The organism is Paraburkholderia sediminicola (genome assembly GCF_902859805.1).
Lineage (GTDB): Bacteria > Pseudomonadota > Gammaproteobacteria > Burkholderiales > Burkholderiaceae > Paraburkholderia > Paraburkholderia sediminicola.
The window spans coordinates 281,541-301,599 of the sequence record NZ_CADIKC010000006.1; the positions used below are offsets into that span (position 1 = coordinate 281,541).

The window sequence follows — 20,059 nt, forward strand, 5'->3', positions numbered from 1 at the left end:
TGCGACGCAAAAATCGGCCTTCGCCCAGCATCTTGGTAGGATTCAGCCTTTCCCAGCAGACGGTAGCAAGTGTGAAGCGCCTGATCACCTCATTCCTACAGACCCTTGAAAAAGGGCTAACCCGGGCCAACCAGCCCATCGTGCGGGGCTTCTGGCACCTGCGCCATCCCACGCTGCGCGGCGCGGCATGGGCCTGTGCCGGGATTCCGGTGCTGCTGGTTCTGTATGTGCTGATCCAGATTCCGCTCACGCCCAGCATCGGCGACATCCGCAAGGCAAAAATCGAGCAGCCGGCGCAGATTCTCTCGGCGGACGGCAAACTGCTGACCGAGTTCAAGCCCTCGAACCGCGAGTGGGTGAAACTCAAGGACATCTCGCCTAATGTGGTGAATGCGCTGATCGCCACGGAAGACCATCGCTTCTACCAGCATTTCGGGCTGGATTGGCGCCGCACGGCGTCCGCCGCGTTGCACACGTTTTCCGGCGACCGGCAGGGTGGTTCGACGATTACCCAGCAGCTCGCCCGCAATCTTTATCCCGACGAGATCGGCCGCGCGCCCACGTTGACCCGCAAGATCAAGGAGGCGATTACGGCCTTCAAGATCGAGGCGCTCTACACCAAGGACGAGATCCTCGAGACCTACCTCAACACGGTGCCGTTTCTCTACAACGCCTATGGCATCGAGATGGCGGCGCGAACCTATTTCGACAAATCGGCCGGCGACCTGAACGTGCTGGAAAGCGCGACGCTCATCGGCATGCTCAAAGGCAATAGCTACTACAACCCGGTGCTCAATCCGGAGCGCGCCTTGCAGCGGCGCAACACGGTGCTGGCCCAGATGGTCAAGTACGGCAAGCTCACGCCGGCGGCCTCCGCGACGCTCGCGCGCCGTCCCTTGCGCATCGATTTCGAGCGGCAAACCGAGCCGCCCGGACCCGCGCCGCACTTCGCGCAGCAACTGCGCAAGTGGCTCGCGGCATGGGCGGATCGCAACGACTACAACATGTATTCCGATGGACTGGTGGTGCGCACCACCATTGATTCACGTTTGCAGACCATGGCCACTCAAGCTGTGACCTTGCAGGGCAACCAGTTGCAGGGCCTCGCGAATTCGGCGTGGGGCACGCGCGCGGGTTGTGCGAACGGCCGCGACCTGCTGCAGACTTTCCTGCGTGAAACGCCCGACTATCGCGCCGCAAAAGACGCCGGCCTGACGGACGACGACGCGATGAAGCGTGTCTCGGCCGACCGCGACCTGGTGAAGAGCGTGTGCGAGTCCAAGACCCGCGTGCAGGCGGACTTCCTCGCCATGGACCCGCGCAATGGCCAGATCAAGGCATGGGTCGGCAGTCGCGACTTCAGCCAGGACCCGTTCGACCACGTCCAGCAGGCGCGGCGCCAGCCGGGTTCGACCTTCAAGCCGTTCGTCTACGCCGCCGCCTTTGAAGACGGCGCCAAACCCAGCGATACGTTTATCGACAAACCCGTCGAGATTCCGCTGGCGGGCGGCGAAGTCTGGCGTCCGAGCGACGAGGACGAGCCGAGCGAGCGGGCGATCAGCCTGCGTGACGGTCTCGCTTATTCCCGCAACCGGATTACCGCCCAGTTGATGGAGACGGTCGGTCCGAACAAGGTCGCGAGACTGGCGCGCGCCATGGGCGTGCGCGACAGCGAACTCGACCCGGTGCCATCGCTCGCGCTCGGCACGAGCCCGGTGACGCTGAAGGAGATGGTCTCTGCCTACGGCACGATCGCCAATCTCGGCGGTTACGTGGAGCCGGTGATGGTCACGCGCATTGAAGACCGGAACGGCGAAGTGCTGGCCGACTTCGAGCCGGCATCGCCCAAACAGGAGTTGCCCGCCGCCGCCGCCCGTACTCTTGTCGATGTGATGCGCGACGTGGTGAGCCGGGGCACGGGTTCTAGCATTCGCAGCCGCTTCGGCGTGCGTGGCGATGTCGCGGGCAAGACGGGTACCACGCAGGGCAACGCGGACGGCTGGTTCATCCTGATCCAGCCGCAGCTCGTGGCCGGGGCGTGGGTCGGCTTCAACGACAGCCGGGTGACTTTGCGCAGCGACTATTGGGGCCAGGGGGCGCACAGCGCGTTGCCGATCGTCGGCGACTTCTTCCAGCGCGCGCAACGCTCGAAGCTGGTGGACAGCCGCGTCAAGTTCGCGACCGACGAGGAGCCGGGCTGGTTTGCGGAGCGCTCGGGCAGGCTGCGCGAGTGGTTCCAGCATCTGTTTGCAGCATCGCCCGCGAAGACTGAGGCGCCGGTTGTCACGCGCAATTCGACGCGCCATGCACCTGCTGTTGCTACTGCACCGGCGTCCGCCGCTTCGGCGGCCGCGGCGTCCTCTGCGACTGCCGCAGATGTCGAACCGCGCGCGCTGCCGCCTCAACCGCCGCTCCTTCAAGCACCGGCATCAGCGGTCGCGCCTGCAAACAGGGCAGTCGACGGTGAGGTGCATGGCAACGGCGAGCCGGCCCTGGCGCCGACGCCCACGCCGGACGACGTGCTGTCGCCGGACGCAGGCGGCGGCGCGGCAAGCTCATTCCCGAGCGGACCGGCCAGCGCGCCGGGGAGTGCGTCGCCCTGAGGTTCGAGCATGCCGGGCCGCGTAGCTAAGTCCGCGTTCCTCCGCAGACGCAGCTAGGACGGCCTGGCAACTTTCTCCCTGCCTGCCGCGCCGGAGTCCGGAAGACCGCACGATGCCTCGAGTGCCGTGTCGTGATGCAGCAGAAGCACGGCCGCCACGCCGACGAGTCCCGCGCCCGACAGACAAAGCAGGCCGGCGCCGAAGCCGCCGGTGCTGTCCTTGATCCAGCCCATCGCGTAAGGGCCGAAAAAACCCGCCAGATTGCCGAGAGAATTGACCGCGGCGATACCGCCCGCCGCCGCCGCGCCCGAGAGGAAGGCGGCCGGCAAGGTCCAGATCACCGGCAGGCAACCAAAAATGCCGAAGCCGGCAATCGACAGCGCGATCATCTTCTGCACGGGATTGTCGAGCCCGGCCGCCGCCGCAATGCCGCCGGCGGCGACCAGCAACGCAATCGCCACGTGCCATTTGCGTTCGAGCTTGCGGTCCGAATGGCGTCCCCAGTAGATCATGCTGACCACGCCGACGATGTAAGGCAGCGACGTCACGAAACCGGTCCGCAGGTTGGTGAGACCGAAGGACTTGACGATCTGCGGCAGAAAGAAACTGAGGCCATAGTTGGTTGCATTCGCACCGAAATAGATGAGCGCGACGGCGAGCACGCGCGGATTGAACAGCGCCTCCTTCACGCTGAACGTGCGCACGGCCTCGCGATGCTCGCGTTCCTGAGCCTGGCGGGCGACCAGCCAGTCGCGTTCGTCATCGGCAAGCCAGGTGGCGTCCGCCGGTTTGTCGGTCAGATAGAACAGTACGCAGAACGAGAGCACCAGCGCGGGCATCGCCTCGATCAGATAGACCCATTGCCAGCCGGCCAATCCACCGCGTCCGTCCATCGAGAGCAGGGCGCCGGAAATCGGGCCGCCGATTACCGTGGACAACGGAATGGCCGCCATGAAATAGCCGACCACGCGGGCGCGATAGGCGGCGGGAAACCATAGCGTCAGCAGGAAGATGATGCCGGGGAAGAAACCCGCTTCGGCCACGCCCAGCAGAATGCGCAAGCCATAGAACACGTGCGCGGGCGAGAGGCCGGTGAAGCGGGCGATGTCCGGGATATAGGCCATCGCGCCGGCAAGGATCCCCCACGTGAACATGATCCGGGCGATCCAGCGTCGCGCGCCGAATTTCTCGAGCAGAAGATTGGACGGGACTTCGAAGAAAAAATACGCAATGAAGAAAATGCCGGCGCCGAAGCCGAATGCACTGGCGGACAGGCCAAGCGCCTTGTTCATCTGCAGTGCAGCAAAACCGACGTTGACCCGGTCGAGATAGGCAATGAAATAGCAGACAATCAGGAACGGCACGAGCCGAACCGTCACGCGGGTTATGGTGCGTGCTTCGATATCCATCGACGTCTCCTCCGGTTCAGCGTCCGGTCTGTTTGCTTGAGGTGCATACAGACTAGTCGGTGGAGCACGATTCCGAAAGTGTTTTGCCTACAGGAGCACGCGCCGCCAGGCGAGGCTCCCGCGCCACCCGGCGACAGCGATTCGTCCTGGAACCGATGTGTCATCCCCACGGTTGCAAGAATCAGCGTGGCTCCGCAAACGCCGTGGTTGATAAAACGCATGCATGTCTCCTCTTTTTACATCCGCCTGTTGCGGACTCGATTGCACAGTCTTGCTGCGGGGTTCGCGCGGATGGGTTCTCCGACCCGAATCCTGTGCACCGCGAAATGGAATGACCGTGCTAATTTCGATCAGCTGGCGGAATAAAGCCAGTGCATTGTTCGTATGAGAAGAGTGCGGAAATTGCATGGAACAGAAGGGACGTGGAAACAGAGCTTAGGCCTGCGGGGACGTGATGTCTGTCTGTCATGCAGTGGACTTGCGGAGTCCTTTTCTGGCGTGGGCTGCCGGCGATTGTTCAGGCGTGTGCAACAGTGTTTTCAGGTGACGAAGCTGATCTGGCGCGCCTGATTGCGCATAATTTAGAGATTGGAAAAATGGCTAAAAAATGTGGGCGATCATGTTCAACGAAGTGTCAGATTCGGTGCTCGATGGGGAGCAGGTGTCCGTCGCGCCGCTGCGTGGAAGTGAGTTGTTCCAGCGGGGGCGGGCGCTCATCGCGGCAGTAGTCGCGTGCGCCAGTCTGGTGGGATGCGCATCGACGACCGATGTCGTCACAACCGACAAACCCGGCACTTACTCGGTAGCGGCGAGCGCGACCGGCGGGAAGATGGCCTGGGCCCGCGCGCATGAACATGCGATAAGCGAGGCGCGCGACTACTGCGAGCGTCGCGGCATGCAGAGCAGTGTCACGACTGAAACGGTGAGCGGCGTGCAGATGATGACCGAGCACGCCTCGTCAGTGAATTTTGAGTGTCATCCGAAGTTCTAGACAGGCGCAGCTGTATCTCAACTTACGCGTTCATTGCTTGTCGAACGTCACCAGTTTTTTATCCTTTGTGTCCGCCACAAAAATGGCCAGCAGCTTCGCGGGTTCGGTGTCGCTCGCGTTTTCGCTGACCGTGTGATGCGCACCTGGTTTCTCGGTCCAGGATTCGCCCGCATGAAAGACGCGCTCCTCGCCGTCGTTAATGCGACTGCGGATCGCGCCTGACAGCACGTAGCCGACCACAAAAGCCTGTCCATGCCGATGCGGTAGCGACTTGCCGCCGGGCGGATAGTCGACGACAAGCGCCGTCATCGTTTTGCCCGGAACGTTGGCGATCGCCTCAGTGAACGCAGGCGTAATCGTCTCGTGTACTGCGGCCGTATCAGCGGCGAATGCGGTTGGCGAGATTGCCGCGAGGGAAAGACCGGCGAGCGCTACTGTCGCCGTCAGCGTACGAATTTTCATGCGATTACTCCTGGCTGAGTGCCATGACATCGTTGTCCTGTTCCAACGCAGGGGCTGGCGCCGGCTTCGCCGGGTTGGCCCAGTGCGCCGCCACCGCGGCAAGTTCGGTGCGCGCGCGTTCGAGCGCTTCGATCCGCGCGGCCTGATCCGAAAACTGCAACGGCTGCGCGTCGACGAAGGTCGGGTCCGCCACGCCGAGAAATCCGAAAGCGGCCCGAAGCGCCGGCGTCAGCGCATCCATCGACGAGTAGGGCCCGGCGCGTAAGTCAGCACCGCGACTTGTGATGAAAAGCACCTTTTGCCGCGCAAGCTGGCCTTCTATGCGCCCGTCGTCTGTGAATACGTAGGTCAACCCGGTACGCGTAACGCTGTCGATAAACGCCTTGAACACGGAGGGCATCGACCAGTTGTACATGGGCATGGCAAAGACCAGCGCGTCGGCGTCGAGCAGGCGCTTGCACAGCGCATCGGATGCCGCCAACGTCGCTTTCATGGCGGGCGTGCGTTCATCCGACGGCGTGTACGTCGCGATGGCGAATGCTTCGTTCACATGCGGCGGCGTATCGACGGTGACGTCGAGATAGTCGACCTCGATATCCAGACCTTCCTCACGCAGGCGCTCCAGAAAATGCTGGCTCAACGCGCGCGAGTTGGATCGCTCGCGTTTGGCGCTCGCGTCGACGTGCATGATTTTCATGACTTCGTTCCTTCAGGGTTATGCAGAAAGGGTTCGCAGGGGCGTGGCGACGGCGCGTTCAAGCGGGCATCTTGCGAAACGCGATCGCAAAGCGGTTCCATGCGTTGATGGCGGAGATCAGCAGCGTCAGGTCGACCAGTTCCTCGTCGCTGAAGTGCGGGCGTACGGTTTGCCACACGGCGTCGGGTACGTGTTCTTGCGACACCAGCGTGAGCGCTTCGGTCCATTCGAGCGCGGCGCGTTCACGGTCGGTGAAGAAGGGCGTTTCACGCCACACCACGACGGTGGCCAGACGCCGCTCGGATTCGCCGCCTTTGCGAGCGTCGGTGGTGTGCATGTCGACGCAGAACGCGCAGCCGTTGATCTGCGAGGCACGCAGACGGACCAGTTCGGTCAGCGATTTTTCGAGGGCCGATTTGCCGATGCGTTCTTCGACGCCGAGCATCGCCTTGATGGCAGCGGGGTTGGCTTTGTAGAAGTCGAGACGTTGTTCCATGATTCACTCCTTGAGGGTTTGGACCCACACCGTGGGCCGGTGAGTGAAGATTAGGCGTTCGACTGGTGTTATTAAATGACCGATTTTGTCTATTTTCAGGTAGCCACTTGATCGGTGTGCTGTGGGTGACGATTCCGGCGGAATCATTCGCCCGCGTGATGGTCTTCGCGATGCGCCGGTCGGCCGATGTCGGCCTGAACGAAATCCTGTTCAGGCCGACGCGTCAGGCGCTTTGAGCCGGGCGGCTCAGAGGTATCCGACTCAGATGTCTTCCGCGTAGTCGATACCCGTCAGCACACCCAGATGAGCAACGGTGGTGAAATGCGCCTCCTGCTTCAGATCGATGTCCAGCTCGCGCACGTTGCCACCCAGATCGGTCACAAAAGCGCGGCGCCCCCGTGAGTCCAGAGACACGCCAATCCCTTCTTTCAGCTCCCGGGCGAGCACGTGGCGATCGACCAGTCCAGACGCCGTGATTTTTGCGCGATTCAGCGTATTTCCGTCATGCGTATCGTCGCCCCGATCCGTCCAGTAAAGCATGCCATCACGGTGATCGATATCGAGATCGATCGGCTCGGGCAGATCGGCCAGCAAACATTCGATATCCGGGCGCCGATCGGGTGTCGCGCCAGGCGGCAGCTCGATGCCTGCCCTGAAGATGCGGCCCTCGCCGGCATCCGGCGCGCCCTTTTGCGTCCAGTAGACATGGCCGTTTGCCTTATCCAGGACGATGCCCACGCAATGGCGCTTCGCGTCGGCCGTATCCTCCGGGAAGTTTCCGGTGCGGACGAGTTCCGTTACCTCAGAGCCGTCCAGCCGCGCGCGCATGACTCGCATGCCTTCGCGATCGCACCAGTACAGGTGACCACCTTCCTTGTCCAGCACGATTTCCTTGGGCGTTCCGGCCTTACCGGAAGGCACCAGCACCTGATGCCCGGTTCCGTCGAGTTTCGCGCTTTCGATCGTGCCGTCGTTCGGGGGAACGGCGCCGGAAGCGGGATCGCCGTCGACCAGATGAATGCCGGTTCCCATGTTGGTCCAGTAGACCATCTGGGTTTCAGCATCGACCTTGATGCCGTCGGGCGTGCGCGTGAGGTTCGCGAGAACGACCTCGTGTGAACCGTCCGGCGACAGGGCGATGATTGCCGGTGGACGTGCCTGCAGGACATACAGCGTACCGCCATTGTTCGTAGCCACAGTAAGTACCCTCCATCAGGTCTTTACAACCGTTGTCGTACTGGCGGAGTCGATCAGTCGACCCGCCGCTGCTGAACTGGTCCTGACAGACTACCTTAGGTTGTACGAGAACTTCGTGACGGTTGTTGCCTGGAGTGGACAGGGCGATCGTGTGGTTGTGGGCCGGAAGCTGGCGGCTTTCCCGGTCTTACGCGTTCACAGTCAGGGAAATGGAAGTGCCAATGCCTGGCAAGACGAATGCCAGTCAAACGTGCATCTTCCTGGCACGAGTTTCGTTATGCTGCTAGATTTTCGCTACCCGCACTCTTGATCGGGAGTCCCATGACCGACAGACCGAGTTCCAACGTTCCCGTCGCGCGTTCGCTGGCCCTGATTGCACTTGTCGTAGCCGTGGTAGTGCTTGCCTTCGCCTACACCGCGGGCTGGCTTTCGCCAGACCGCCTGACCCCCGCGAAAATCGTCAATGGCCTGGCGCCTCCAGGCGGACCCGCTTTGGGTTTCCGGCGTAACCACGCCAAAGGCGTCTGTTTTACCGGCACGTTCCAGTCGAATGGAGCAGCAGCAGCGCTGTCCAAGGCGCAGATGTTTGCGCCGGGCTCGTATCAGGTCACAGGACGGTTCAATCTGGCCACGCCGGATGCCAAAGCCACAGACGCCACGGTGCGCGTTCGCGGCCTCAGCCTGCGTATCGTGACACCCGATGGAAACGAGTGGCGCTCGGCGATGATCGATGCACCGTTCTTCGCCGTTGCGACGCCCCAGGGCTTCTATGCTCTGTTGCAAGCTTCGGCCCGAAAAGACGACCCCGATGCGATGAAGAACTTCATTGCCGCCCACCCTGAGTTTGCGAAATTCGGTGCGTGGGCAACCAGCGCACCCTGGACGGCGTCTTATGCGCAAGAGCGGTATAACAGCCTCAACAGCTTTATCTTCACGAACGCTGAAGGACAGGATCAGGTCGTGCGCTGGTCCTTTGTGCCGGAAGCGAAACCGGAGACCGTCTCTCCGGACGATCTCAAACAGCGCAGCCCCGACTTCCTTGCTTCGGACATTGCGCAGCGGGTGAGCAGCGCTCCGCAACGCTGGACGATGATCATCACCGTCGCCAATCCGGGTGACCCGACGTCCGATCCGAGCAAAGCATGGCCCGATGATCGCCGCAAAGTAGAGGCCGGCACGCTTGTGGTCAACGCCATCGAACCCGAAGCTAATGGACCGTGCCGCGACCTCAATTTCGATCCGACCGTCCTTCCTTCGGGCATTCGTGTTTCTGACGATCCGTTCCCTGCTGCGCGCTCGGCTGCCTACTCGGTATCGTTCAACCGTCGGAGCGCCGAGGACAAAGACTATCCGCATACGCCAACCGAAGGGGCCAAGCCATGACATCGAGTCACAAGCGCTTCACGCCAGTACAGCGCGCTTTGCACTGGATCATGGCGATATGCATTCTGTCGATGCTGTTTATCGGTGTGGGCATGGTATCGACCGTTCGGCCCGACTATCTCACGCTGGTTTCGATTCACAAGCCGTTAGGCATGCTGATTCTCGTGCTCGCGGTGATCCGGCTGATAGTCAGACTGGTGCGAGGTGCGCCGCCACTGCCATCGGACATGCCTGAGCCGATGAAACTCGCGGCTTATCTCTCGCACGTGGCTTTCTATGCGTTGATGATTGCACTTCCGCTGCTTGGCTGGGGCATGCTGTCAGCAGCCGACTATCCCGTCGTGGTGGCCGGCATTCGACTGCCGTCGTTTTTGCCTCACAGCAACGAACTGCACACGCTGCTCTGGAATGCGCACAGATTTCTCGCGCTGTGCTTCTTCGCGCTGATTGTTCTTCATATCGCAGCCGCGCTATTTCATGCGCTGGTCCGGCGTGACGGCGTTTTTGAGGCAATGGCGTCGTGGCGAAAAGGGTAGAGGTCTAAGCGGAAGAATCCTGGCGAAGCGACCATTAGACGGGAACGGGGCCGCACAGGGTGTGCGGCTGCCCGGGATTTCAATCAGTGAGCGGCCTTTGCTGCTCTTTGCCTGAAGACCATCAAACTGGTGAGGATGAAGCCTAGAAGCGCGATCGAAGCGGCATAACGGTTCATCGCCAGTCCACCATGGTCGATTGGCTTGTCGAGGAAGTCACCCAGCGCCGCCCCGAGCGGGCGAGTCAGAATGAAGGCGGCCCAGAAGAGTATCGTCGATGAGATGTTGGTCCAGTAGTGCGCAACAACCAGCACCAGCAGCAAGCCACCGAAAACAATGGCCGCGCCGCTGTAGCCGAGCGCAACCGTGTCAGCAGTCCAGTCGCCCAACGCCGTGCCGAGCGTCTGGGAAAACATGATTGTCACCCAGTAAAACATCTCCGCCTTGGGCGAAGACACAGTCGTCACCGATACTGAACCCATCATCTTGTACCAGGTGAAGAGCGAGCCCATCAGCAAAGCGAGAAGGATCGCACTTCCGCCCGAGTAGCCGATCCCGAGAGATCGGTCGGCAAAGTCGGCAAGCGTCGTACCGACTGTCGTTGTGGCAACGATGGTTACCCAGTAAAGAAGCGGATTAAACCGGTTCGCCCGAATCTGGGCGCTGACAGCGGCGAAGAATATCACCGCGAAAATGATCGTGCCGACAAAGTAGCCCAGATTCATCGACATCGAGACTGCATCTCCGCCGGTCTCACCTAGTGTTGTCGCTGCGATCTTGACGATCCAGAAACCAAGCGTGATTTCAGGCACCTTGGTCATCGCCATGTGCTTCGTTGTGTCCATATTCCCTCATGTGTAGGTAGCCCAGGGGTCCCGTCACCGTCATGCGGGGACGCGGCGCTGAAAGCGCAAACTTCGCGTCTCCTTCGCAATGTGGGACATCCCGTTAAGCAAAGTAAGCCAACGTTGGGATTTAGTTTGCAGGACACTTCCTTAGGAAATCCTTAGGTGCGACCGTGCTTTCTTGCAAGGCGCTCGCGGCGGCAATCTCGGATTACAGGCGCAGTCCGTCAATCTCAACTTCCGCTTCGCATTCGACGGGCACGTTTAGAGGGAGCGCGACGCCGACGGCTGACCGGGCATGCATACCGATGTCCGGCCCAAACAGCTCAAGGATCAAATCCGAGAAGCCATTTGCGATCCGCGGCATCTGGTCGAAACCGGGGGCTGCGTTGATCATTGCAAAGACGCGTACCCAGGCCGTAATGCGATCCAGATCCCCGAGCGCCTTCTGAAGACTCGCCAACTGTGCAAGCGCCACAAGGCGTGCTGCCGCGTAGCCTTCGTCTGAAGAAACTTCGGCGCCGACCTTACCGACCGGTTGTGCAATCGTCCCATCGAGGTTGAGCGGCACGTGTCCCGAGACAAAAGCTCGTGTGCCGCTCACGCGCACCCATGTAAAGGGCAATGACATATTTACGTTTGCAGGCATCTGTAGCGCCTGCGGCAACGTCAGTCCCATCTCCGCCAGCTTTGCTTCGATTCTTGCCATGGCCGTCTCCTCGGGAGCCTGCGAAGAACGTTAGATGCTGGCGGTCGGCTTTTCAAGTCGTGCTGCGCCGATCACGAAAACCGTGCGGATCGATCCCGACAATAAGGCGGCCCCGAGGAACGGGCTGCGTGCAATATCGTTGATGCAAAGAACGCGGCCGTGGCGTTCAGAACCGATCGTCACGATTCGAAGCTGCTATGCGAGCGGTCGTCCCAGCACAATGAGCCACCGGCCGCTCGTGGCCGAACCCGGGCCGGTCCCAACGGATCGAGCGAACGACGTTTTGCGAGTTGAACTCGGCCGCACGCAAGCGCGAGTGTATGTGCGTGAGGCCGCTGTCAGTTGCCTCAGCGCATACCCCATGCTGACATGCGGCCGCCGGAGTGTAATATCGTCTTGGCAGGGTCCCCTGCGGGGCATTTGGCTAGATATTCAGGGACACCCAACGACGAGACCCGTGGGGAACAGTATGAGGGGCTTGCTTCTGGCGTGGGCATGTGCGTGCATGCCGTCGATTGTCGCGGCGCAGGGATTGTTGCCTGCTCCCGCACCTGAAGCCTCGGATGCCGCGAGGAACTACGTGGACGAGGCGAAGCGCGTCGTCGACGCTGCGGCGCAACCGGCTACGCCCTGGAACGGACCACGTGACGGGCCACGTGCGCAGCCTGCGAAACGCATCGCCGTCGTCGCCCTGGATTTGCGCAACGGTGGCATCCTCGGGGTGGTCGACGGTGTGCTGGAGGCCGCAAAAGTCATCGGCTGGAGCGCGAAGATATTCGACTCCGGCGGCTCGCCGGATCTGCGGCTGCCGACGCTGGCCAATGCGCTGGCGAGCCGTCCGGACGGTCTGATTATCGTCGGCGACGACGCGCGTGCTCTGCTGCCTGCGCTGCGGCCTTTTTCCGAGCAGAGCATCCCGATCATCGGCTGGCACGTCGCGGGCCGCGCTGGCGCGGTGCCCGGCACGCCTGTGGCGATGAACGTCTCGACGGATCCGCTCGAGGTCGCACGCGTCACCGCGCTGGCGGCCATCGCGCAGTCCGGCGGACGGGCAGGAGTCGTCATCTTCACCGACAGCAGTTTCCGGATCGCGCAAGACAAGGCGAGCGCAATGGCCGCCGCTGTGCGTGCGTGTAGCGGCTGCACCTTGCTCGAAGTGCGCGACGTACCCCTCTCGCGCAGCCAGCAACTGATGCCCGGCATAACGCGCAACCTGCTCGCGCGTTATGGCAGACGCTGGACGCATGCGTTGGCAATCAACGACATTTACTTCGACTACGCCGCCCCCGTGCTGACCCAGGCGGGATTGCCGGACACCGCCATGGCGATGCTGTCGGCCGGCGACGGGAGCGAGTCCGCCTTCCTGCGCATCCGGGCGCGTACGTTCCAGACGGGCACGGTGGCAGAGCCCCTGAACCTGCACGGCTGGCAACTGGTTGATGAGATGAACAGACTCCTCGCAGGGCAAAGTGTCACGGGCTACGTGTTTCCGGTGCATCTCGTGACCGCAGGCAACATTGCTGCGGACGGCGGCGATCGTTTGCTCTACGACCCCGCCAACGGCTATCGCGACATCTATCGACGCATCTGGAAACGCCCGTGAAGCTCACCCTCCCACACTCGCTGACTGCCCAGTGCGCGCTCGTGGTCTCGTGTCTTGCCGCCCTGGTGGTCGCGGTCGGCGCCACGACGCTTTACTCACTGGCCGGCTCCGCGCACGCGCTTCGCGTATTGGCCGACAATCGGCTGGCCCGCATGGAGGATGCTCAAGATCTGGCGCAGCACACTCTGATGATCGAGCGCCTGGCGCTACAGTTGTCGAGTGACGGCACGGTCGACGCCGTGCGCGAGACGCATCGCCACGTCCTTGAACGGTTGGCATCGTTTGACCGTCTGGTGGAAGGTCTTGCCTCCGCCACCTCGAGCGACGACCCCGGCGTCGACGCGCTGGCGCTGCATCGATCGAGTCAGCGGTTTCGTAATACGGTCAACATCGAGGCGCAGGTGCGTGAGAGCGCGCTGCGCGACGGAGCCGCGGCCCCGTCCGCGCCGGCACCTGGCGCGTCACTCGCCAGCCTCGACGATGATCTGCGCCGCCAGGCCGACGCCTTGGCCGTCGCGGCTCGCCTCCAATCGGAATACTTGACGCGCGACTATCGCCAGGCGGTCCAGAATCTCGCCGATAGCTCGGACCGCACGCGCGCATGGGTGGCCGCAGAAGTTGCGATGAGCTTGTTGCTCACCTGGCTGATTGCCCGCGTATTTCTGGGTCGCCATGTGGTGACGCGGCTGCGCCGGGTTAGCCACACGCTGCGGCACGGTGACGGGGAGGGCGCACAGACCAGCCTTCCGGTGCAGGGGGACGACGAGATTGCCGACATGGCGCGCGCAGTCGAGCAGTTCCTTGAAGACCGGCGTCAGCGCCGGCAAGCCGAGGATGCGCTAAAGGAGCTCAACGCCGGACTCGAGGCCCGCGTCGCGGAGCGGACGGCCGAACTCAGCAGGGCGCTCGAGGGCAGGACAGCGGAGATCGTCGAACGCCAGCACGCCGAAGAGGCCGCGAGGGCAAGCGAGCGCTTCCTGAGCAGCATCATCGAAAACATCCCGGATATGATCTTCGTCAAGGAGGCGGCGACCCTGCACTTCGTGCGTTTTAACAAGGCGGCGGAACAACTGCTCGGCTACAGGCGCGAGGAACTCATTGGCAGATCGGTCCACGAGCTGTTTCCTGCGCATCAAGCTGATTTCTTCGCGTTGAAGGATCGTGCCGTGCTGGACTCGCGGAAAATGGTCGACGTGCCGGAGGAGTCGGTCCATACGCGCCACGGACTGCGCTTCTTGCACACGATGAAGATTCCGATCCCGGATGCGCGGGGCGAGCCGCAGTTCCTGCTCGGCATTTCGCGCGACATTACGGAACACAAGCGTGCCGACGAGGAACTGCGGCGCTATCGCGAGCGCCTCGAAGAGATGGTCCTCGAACGAACCGCTGAACTGGCCATCGCAAAGGAACACGCCGATGCGGCCAACCAGGCCAAGAGCGACTTTCTCGCGCACATGAGCCACGAGCTGCGCACGCCGTTGAACGGGATTCTGGGTTACGCGCAGATCCTTGGCCGCGACAGGCGCCTCGACCAACGGCAGATCGACGGGCTCCGGGTGATCCAGCGCAGCGGCGAACACCTGCTTGCGCTCATCAACGACATCCTGGACATGGCTAAAATCGAGGCCGGGAAGATGGAGCTCAACCTCTCCGACATTCCGCTCGACCGGTTCATCAATTTCATTGCCGAGACGATCGGGGTGAAGGCAATGGAAAAGGGGCTCGCCTTCACCTGCGAGATGGCCGCTGATTTGCCCGCGGGCGTGCGCGTCGACGAAAAACGGCTGCGCCAGGTGCTGCTCAATCTGCTCTCCAATGCGATTACCTTTACCGAGGAAGGGAGCGTGCGTCTGGGCGTTGGCTTTATGCCGCCATCGCGATTGCGTTTCGAAGTACAGGACACGGGCATTGGTATTGAGGACGCGCATCTGGAGGCGATCTTCCGGCCTTTTGAACAGGTGAGTGGCGCCCGCCACCGGTTGGGAGGCACGGGGCTGGGCCTCGCCATCAGCCAGCAGCTCCTGCGTCTGATGGGTAGCGAGATTCATGTCTCGAGCCGCCGCGGTGCTGGCAGCGCCTTCTCCTTCGAGCTGAATGTTTCTGCGGTAATGCCTCATGCAGCAGTCGTCCCACCGGAGCGGACGATAGGCGGCTACAAGGGCGCGCGCAAGACGGTCCTGGTCGTGGATGACGTGGCGGAAAACCGCGCCGTGGCGGTTGATATGCTTAGCCAGTTCGGATTCGTCATGGAGGAGGCCGGTGACGGAGTGGAAGCGCTCGAGAAAGTCAAATCCCTGCGGCCGGCGCTTGTCCTGATGGACGTTGTCATGCCGGGCATGGACGGGCTCGAAGCCACACGCCGCCTGCGCGAGATACCAGAGTTTCGGGATCTGCCCATCGTCGCAGTCTCCGCCGGGGCCTCTGGCGCCGATGCTGCGCAAAGCCTGGCGGCCGGCGCGAATGCGTTTCTGCCTAAACCGATCGATTTCGATGAGCTGCTATCAAAGGTCGCGGCGCTCCTGAACATCGAATGGAGCGACGAGGTTGCCAGGCCGGAAGTCGCCGGACCAGGTGAAGCGGCAGTACCCACTGGCGATCCGTCCATCGGAACCTTGATCGCACCGCCGCCTTCGGAAATCGAAGCGCTGCATCGTCTGGCGCGACTCGGTGACATGCAAGCCATCGCCCGGCACGCCACCCACCTGCCCGAACTCGACGAGCGCTTCCGTCCTTTCGCCGATCATCTTTGCCGGCTTGCAAAGGATTACCGGTCCAAGGCAATCCTCAGCTTTGTGGGGCGATATCTGGAAAAGCGGCAAGTGCCATGACTGCCGTGTCAAGCGCGGTTCAGATTCGTTGCAGGATGCATCGATTCGATGCTGATACATAAACATAGCGGCGCGACCGTTCATGTCGATCAACTTATGTCGAGGCCATCCTGAAGTGTCGTAGCGGCAGCAAAGTAGAAATGTCGGGGTTTGACGTTGGGTTTGATTCCGTCTTTAACGGTTTCAATCTCACGCAGCGTTGAAGGACAGCCGGGAACCGGACATTTCTAATGAGCCAGAACCAGACATTTCTATAAAGCTACTACACACAAAATGTTGATAATTTATATTATGTTAAATAGTGTTGCTAACACCAGATCCACGTTGCTTACAATTTGTAGTGTATTTTGCAGGATTGTAATGTTTACGTTAGATTGCGCGCCCTTCAGACTTCAGAGGGTTCTCAGGTGTTCGCAGAACAACGACATGGCGGTCTGCATGAGTTTCTGGCGCTGACCGGCGGTCTTTCAATCGCCGAAGTTGCTCGGAAGCTGCGCTGTTGTTCGCGAACGATCCGCAACTACGTCGCCGGCCGTTCGCCAATGCCCTGGCATCGCATCGAAATGCTTCGCCTGCTCGCGCTTGAGCCCTCCGCGACGCACGGCAGTATGACGGCCGACGAAACGCCTGTAGTGGCTAATATCGAAGCCGATCCCGCAGCTCCGGACGTCCCGCCTGCTGAATTGCTCGCGTGGGTCGGCGTTCACGCCCCGCATTACCTTTCCAGCAGGCGCAGCTTCGCGCTATATGTACGCGGCTGGAACGTGGTCGAAAAAATCCGACGTGCCAAGCGTAAAGGCACGTTCGCGGCTGTACTCGCACGCTGGCGTACGCAGGCAGTCGAGCTACCGCGAATGTGGCGCTCAGGTCGAATGTTTGCGGGCATCGGCCCACCTGCGTACGTGCACGACAAAACCGCATCGTGACGGCTAATGGAAGTATGGACGGAAAAATGGGGCGTCTAGCGCCCCATGTAATCTGGATGGTTTGGGAACGGTCAGAAATCGAGCTGAGCCGCAGTGATGCCGAGCGCGGTCGCGATCTTTTCGCGCGACGCCTTGCGCAAGCGATCGCTGCCTTCCTGCTGTGCGTAGGCCGATTGACTGATGCCCATACGTGCAGCGACTTCAACCTGCGTCAGGCCAAGATGCTCGCGCCAGGCGCGAACCGGCGTTGCACCGTCAACTGTCAGGCTCACGACTTCGTGCGGAATCAGGCCGCGTTCAGCACTATGCTCGGAGACATACTCCGCGTACGGAATCACGACATAGGCGGGTTTGCCGTCCGGTCCGTTGATGACCTGAATGTTAGTACGTGCGTTCATTGCGTTTCCTCACTTCCTCAATCTCGACGACCTTGATAGCGCCGTCCCAGTTGAACAAGACCCGGTAATTGCCGACGCGGAGCCGGTAGCCGTATTCGTGATCGGTCAGCGCTTTCACGCTCTGGCAATCTGGCATCGCGGCCAGAGTGCTGACGCCGTCACGAATCGCAACCTGATGCTGCCGGTCTAGCTTGCGCAATTGCTTTGCCGCTTTCTGGGTTCAGTTTATCGCGTTCATGCTTCTATTATAAGAATAATATAAGTTTTTTTGCCAGCTTAACTTATTTCCGCAGACAAGCCCCCCTGCCCGCCTTTCACAGCGCTGCGTGCTGCGGCTCGAGTACGGCGTTCGTCCGCTGCGGGCGGCATCAGCGCACTGAAGTTGCGCGCCTTGGTCGGCTTTACAGACGTTTGGTGGCCAGCATCTGTAACGCTTGCTCGTACAAGCTGTCTGGGTCTACGGGAGCTCTCGGCTCGACATCCAGTTGATGTCTCAGGTTCTCCCCCGTGACGAGAAGCACTCGATTTTCTTCAGCGCTCTTAGCCTCTGCGGCTAGCTCGTTCGCGTCTTGTCGACAAACTAGGACGGCGATCACAGTGGGGAGGTGCTTGCTTTCTTCCAGTGCTTTTTCCAACTTCGCGCGCCTATCGACTAACTTGCCAATTTTCTTTGCGATATCGGCTGACCTGAGTGTGCATTCGATAATTGCAAGTCTGCCCAGCGGGGTGGCGACAATCAGATCGGGACCATCTGTTTCGAGCAGCTCTACCGGTGTAAATCCTCTCAGAAATAACATTCCTGCGACCGCCTTCTCAAATCGAGACGAATCATCCTCCTTTAAAACCGCTTTTCGCAACTGCGATAGATCTTTGTCGTACAGTCGATATGCCATAAGCCTCTGGTTACGAGCCTTAGTTTTGTCAGCGAACCACTGACGCCGTACTGGATTCTTGCCCACCATCAGCATGGTCAGAACCTGGTCGGCGTCCTTTATGGGGATTACTGCCGTCCCTTCGAGGCGACCCTCTAAGCTAGCCCATTCGATTCTCTGAGCGACTTGCATACGAGCGGAGAGTCCGTCGCCTGGCACAGCCCGCAACGCGAGGCGAAGTTGCGATGTATCAAAGGCCGGATGGGTATGAATCACTAAAGATAACTTATCCTGCTCAAGGATCGTCTCTGCTATCCGCAGGTCAGCCGGCGCGGCAATACGCACAGTGATTGATGGTGTTCCATATTCTATCGGCAGTGTGATCCCGAACCAACCGGCCAGGTCGGAGATTCCGTCGAAGGGAATCTCTGCAAGCCGTAGCTCGTTGTCAACTGATTGAAGATCACGCGCAACATCACCATTTGCGTCGCCGACCACGCAGATATTCGAATCAAAGAACCACCCCTCACGGTTAATCTCTGTCGTTGGGCCCAACACTCCCCGTAGACAAACACTGATCCCGTCGTTAGTTTGAATCTCTCCACGCATCGCTCGGTTGACAATCTCAACTATCTCGTCCTTCGAATCAACGCGTTTTTGTAGCTGCTCAGCAAACACGGTCTCTGTTCTAACTACCCCCGAATAGTTGTTCTGCGCCGGTACCGGGTGGAAGACGATGGATGCACCCCAAATCTCGAAAATTTGATTTTCGCCAGGTTTGCGACGCGCAATCAAGCGTTGGTCAACGTGGTACCCGTCGTATGTCCAGTTGTCCAGCGCATTGAAAAATGCAGTCGTGTGAGAGGGGTTCAAGGAAATCTCCATCAAGCTGACATGATCGAATATCCGATTATTATGGCCGATCGCCAGCTATCTCAAGAATCTCGGCGATTCAATGTAGCAACGCATCGCGGCTTCGAGTTCGGAGTCCCCTAGCCAGTATTGCCCATCATCAGATCTCACACCACCCGGCGTCACCTTCCCGGCGCACGCTATCGACTTGTTCCCAAGTTCGGCATCGACGATTCTACCGACAACAATTCCAAGGCCCTTCAAGTCATCCAAGGTCATGTTCATCTCCTTCCGCCGTTTTTTCGCCCTTCTTCCAAAGTGCGCATAGTCGCTTAGGGGAGTATCTGTTGCCGCGGCGTGGGTGGGGCTGTCAGACACGGCTCAGCATCCAATTCCTGTTCGAAGCATTCCCACACGCAATCCGCCACATACGCGGTTCCGCTCTTGCCGATCATTCTTCGGACCTGGTCGGCGCGGATTATCGTCGAGCGCAAGCGATGGATCTCCTGCAACAGTCGCAGAACGGTTTCGGTCGGCTCGCGATCGTAGATTTCGGCCAGTTCAGCGGCGGTTAGTGGGCGACGGTGCCGCATGGCTGCACACAAAATACTGTATGGATATACAGTATAGCCGGGATTTTTCTGTTTGCATCTGGCACTATCATTGGAAGATCCACGGGAGGTATGGATGCCGAGTTTTTCCTTGAACCATCCAACGGTCGAGCTGGCGACGTTGACGATCGCGTCTTTTACGGCGCCCAGCCCGCTGGTGATGCCGGTCACAAGGCCAGAGAGCAGGTTCGCGCCAAACTCCGAAAACTTCGCCGGCATGTCGATTCCGAACCATGACAGCACGCCCGCAAATGCCTGGTAGAACAGGCCGAGGGGTGACCAGTTGAGGATAAATGCGCCGATCACCCCCCTTTCCTGAACATTGAGAACAGGTCTAACGTCTTGACCCGGTCAATCAGTTGCAGCGTCACGGTGATCACCAATGCGGCCGCGAAGAACGCCGCCACGCCGGTTGACTTGATCGGTGTCGCGGTGACGATCTCCGGCGCGGCCAGATAGCCCATCACCAGGGAAATCAGCATGTAGGCGACACGCTTCAGGGCGCCGATATCTTTCGACGTAACGACTACGAGCGCGGCGCCCGTGAAGGCGCCAATCAACGCGTTGCCGTCGATACCCGGCGCGAGGCTCGCGAGGCCGATCGCGGCCGACAGTGCGAGGGTGGTGGTGCTCGGTTCGGCCAT

Annotated in this window: 20 protein-coding genes and 1 pseudogene; 8 read left to right on the forward strand and 13 right to left on the reverse strand. The window is 60.7% G+C overall.

Annotated elements, in window-relative coordinates; translation table 11 throughout:
- The first annotated feature begins 71 nt into the window (after nucleotides 1–71).
- The gene (locus R8871_RS22190; RefSeq protein WP_175052378.1) at nucleotides 72–2,603 is read left to right on the forward strand and encodes a penicillin-binding protein 1A; all 2,532 of its coding nucleotides are present in this window, start codon (nucleotides 72–74) and stop codon (nucleotides 2,601–2,603) included.
- A gap of 53 nt (nucleotides 2,604–2,656) precedes the next feature.
- Here R8871_RS22190 and R8871_RS22195 read toward each other — a convergent pair whose 3' ends face one another.
- Entirely contained in the window at nucleotides 2,657–4,012 is a 1,356-nt protein-coding gene (locus R8871_RS22195) for an MFS transporter (RefSeq protein ID WP_175052379.1), read from the reverse strand.
- Between the two features lie 619 nt (nucleotides 4,013–4,631).
- Here R8871_RS22195 and R8871_RS22200 point away from each other — a divergent pair.
- On the forward strand, nucleotides 4,632–5,003 hold the full coding sequence (locus tag R8871_RS22200) for a hypothetical protein (RefSeq protein WP_175052548.1): 372 nt from the start codon (nucleotides 4,632–4,634) through the stop codon (nucleotides 5,001–5,003).
- Between the two features lie 30 nt (nucleotides 5,004–5,033).
- On the opposite strand, the gene R8871_RS22205 is transcribed toward R8871_RS22200, so the two are convergent.
- The 3 genes from R8871_RS22205 to R8871_RS22215 are packed head-to-tail and all read right to left on the reverse strand — an operon-like array spanning nucleotide 5,034 to nucleotide 6,658.
- Nucleotides 5,034–5,465 carry a cupin domain-containing protein gene (locus tag R8871_RS22205; RefSeq protein WP_175052380.1) on the reverse strand — a complete coding sequence of 144 codons (432 nt, stop codon included), beginning with the start codon at nucleotides 5,463–5,465 and terminating at the stop codon, nucleotides 5,034–5,036.
- Between the two features lie 4 nt (nucleotides 5,466–5,469).
- Nucleotides 5,470–6,162 (reverse strand): FMN-dependent NADH-azoreductase, encoded by a 693-nt coding sequence (locus tag R8871_RS22210; protein WP_175052381.1) that lies wholly within the window; start codon nucleotides 6,160–6,162, stop codon nucleotides 5,470–5,472.
- Nucleotides 6,163–6,220: 58 nt separating this feature from the next.
- On the reverse strand, nucleotides 6,221–6,658 hold the full coding sequence (locus R8871_RS22215) for a carboxymuconolactone decarboxylase family protein (protein ID WP_175052382.1): 438 nt from the start codon (nucleotides 6,656–6,658) through the stop codon (nucleotides 6,221–6,223).
- A 107-nt stretch (nucleotides 6,659–6,765) separates the two neighbouring features.
- On the opposite strand from R8871_RS22215, the gene R8871_RS38335 reads away from it, so the two are divergent.
- Nucleotides 6,766–6,894 carry an alcohol dehydrogenase gene (locus tag R8871_RS38335; RefSeq protein ID WP_217468913.1) on the forward strand — a complete coding sequence of 43 codons (129 nt, stop codon included), beginning with the start codon at nucleotides 6,766–6,768 and terminating at the stop codon, nucleotides 6,892–6,894.
- Between the two features lie 25 nt (nucleotides 6,895–6,919).
- Here R8871_RS38335 and R8871_RS22220 read toward each other — a convergent pair whose 3' ends face one another.
- Nucleotides 6,920–7,855, reverse strand: coding sequence for an SMP-30/gluconolactonase/LRE family protein (locus tag R8871_RS22220; RefSeq protein ID WP_175052383.1), 936 nt, complete (start codon nucleotides 7,853–7,855; stop codon nucleotides 6,920–6,922).
- 321 nt (nucleotides 7,856–8,176) lie between these two features.
- Between R8871_RS22220 and R8871_RS22225 the strand changes: the two genes are divergently transcribed.
- Both R8871_RS22225 and R8871_RS22230 read left to right on the forward strand, forming a co-directional pair.
- A complete protein-coding gene (locus tag R8871_RS22225; protein ID WP_175052384.1) occupies nucleotides 8,177–9,238 on the forward strand; it encodes a catalase family peroxidase in 1,062 nt (353 codons plus the stop codon).
- Entirely contained in the window at nucleotides 9,235–9,774 is a 540-nt protein-coding gene (locus R8871_RS22230; RefSeq protein WP_175052385.1) for a cytochrome b, read from the forward strand. Before R8871_RS22225 ends, R8871_RS22230 begins: the two co-directional genes overlap by 4 nt.
- An 83-nt stretch (nucleotides 9,775–9,857) precedes the next feature.
- Here the strand turns inward: R8871_RS22230 and R8871_RS22235 are convergent, their stop codons facing one another.
- The 3 genes from R8871_RS22235 to R8871_RS22245 form a co-directional block, all read right to left on the reverse strand.
- Nucleotides 9,858–10,598 (reverse strand): COG4705 family protein, encoded by a 741-nt coding sequence (locus R8871_RS22235; RefSeq protein WP_407673184.1) that lies wholly within the window; start codon nucleotides 10,596–10,598, stop codon nucleotides 9,858–9,860.
- 229 nt (nucleotides 10,599–10,827) lie between these two features.
- Nucleotides 10,828–11,325 carry a RidA family protein gene (locus R8871_RS22240; RefSeq protein WP_175052387.1) on the reverse strand — a complete coding sequence of 166 codons (498 nt, stop codon included), beginning with the start codon at nucleotides 11,323–11,325 and terminating at the stop codon, nucleotides 10,828–10,830.
- A gap of 30 nt (nucleotides 11,326–11,355) precedes the next feature.
- Nucleotides 11,356–11,508, reverse strand: a complete 153-nt coding sequence (locus R8871_RS22245; protein WP_175052388.1) for a hypothetical protein — start codon at nucleotides 11,506–11,508, stop codon at nucleotides 11,356–11,358.
- Between the two features lie 286 nt (nucleotides 11,509–11,794).
- Here R8871_RS22245 and R8871_RS22250 point away from each other — a divergent pair, with 286 nt between their 5' ends.
- From R8871_RS22250 to R8871_RS22260, 3 genes are all read left to right on the forward strand, one after another.
- Nucleotides 11,795–12,928, forward strand: coding sequence for a substrate-binding domain-containing protein (locus R8871_RS22250; protein WP_175052389.1), 1,134 nt, complete (start codon nucleotides 11,795–11,797; stop codon nucleotides 12,926–12,928).
- On the forward strand, nucleotides 12,925–15,756 hold the full coding sequence (locus tag R8871_RS22255; protein WP_175052390.1) for a response regulator: 2,832 nt from the start codon (nucleotides 12,925–12,927) through the stop codon (nucleotides 15,754–15,756). The genes R8871_RS22250 and R8871_RS22255 overlap by 4 nt, the downstream gene beginning before the upstream one ends.
- Nucleotides 15,757–16,163: 407 nt before the next feature.
- Complete coding sequence (locus R8871_RS22260) at nucleotides 16,164–16,682, forward strand: IS21 family transposase (protein ID WP_175052391.1); 519 nt, start codon at nucleotides 16,164–16,166, stop codon at nucleotides 16,680–16,682.
- 71 nt (nucleotides 16,683–16,753) lie between these two features.
- Here the strand turns inward: R8871_RS22260 and R8871_RS22265 are convergent, their stop codons facing one another.
- From R8871_RS22265 to R8871_RS22285, 5 genes and pseudogenes are all read right to left on the reverse strand, one after another.
- On the reverse strand, nucleotides 16,754–17,080 hold the full coding sequence (locus R8871_RS22265) for a helix-turn-helix domain-containing protein (RefSeq protein ID WP_175052392.1): 327 nt from the start codon (nucleotides 17,078–17,080) through the stop codon (nucleotides 16,754–16,756).
- On the reverse strand, nucleotides 17,064–17,279 hold the full coding sequence (locus tag R8871_RS22270) for a type II toxin-antitoxin system RelE family toxin (RefSeq protein ID WP_246287640.1): 216 nt from the start codon (nucleotides 17,277–17,279) through the stop codon (nucleotides 17,064–17,066). Before R8871_RS22270 ends, R8871_RS22265 begins: the two co-directional genes overlap by 17 nt.
- Before the next feature lie 202 nt (nucleotides 17,280–17,481).
- A complete protein-coding gene (locus tag R8871_RS22275; protein ID WP_175052393.1) occupies nucleotides 17,482–18,825 on the reverse strand; it encodes a hypothetical protein in 1,344 nt (447 codons plus the stop codon).
- Between the two features lie 659 nt (nucleotides 18,826–19,484).
- A pseudogene (locus R8871_RS22280) lies at nucleotides 19,485–19,718 on the reverse strand (hypothetical protein); the annotation flags it as partial.
- Entirely contained in the window at nucleotides 19,718–20,059 is a 342-nt protein-coding gene (locus tag R8871_RS22285; protein WP_175052394.1) for a putative holin, read from the reverse strand. The gene R8871_RS22285 and the pseudogene R8871_RS22280, both read right to left, overlap by 1 nt.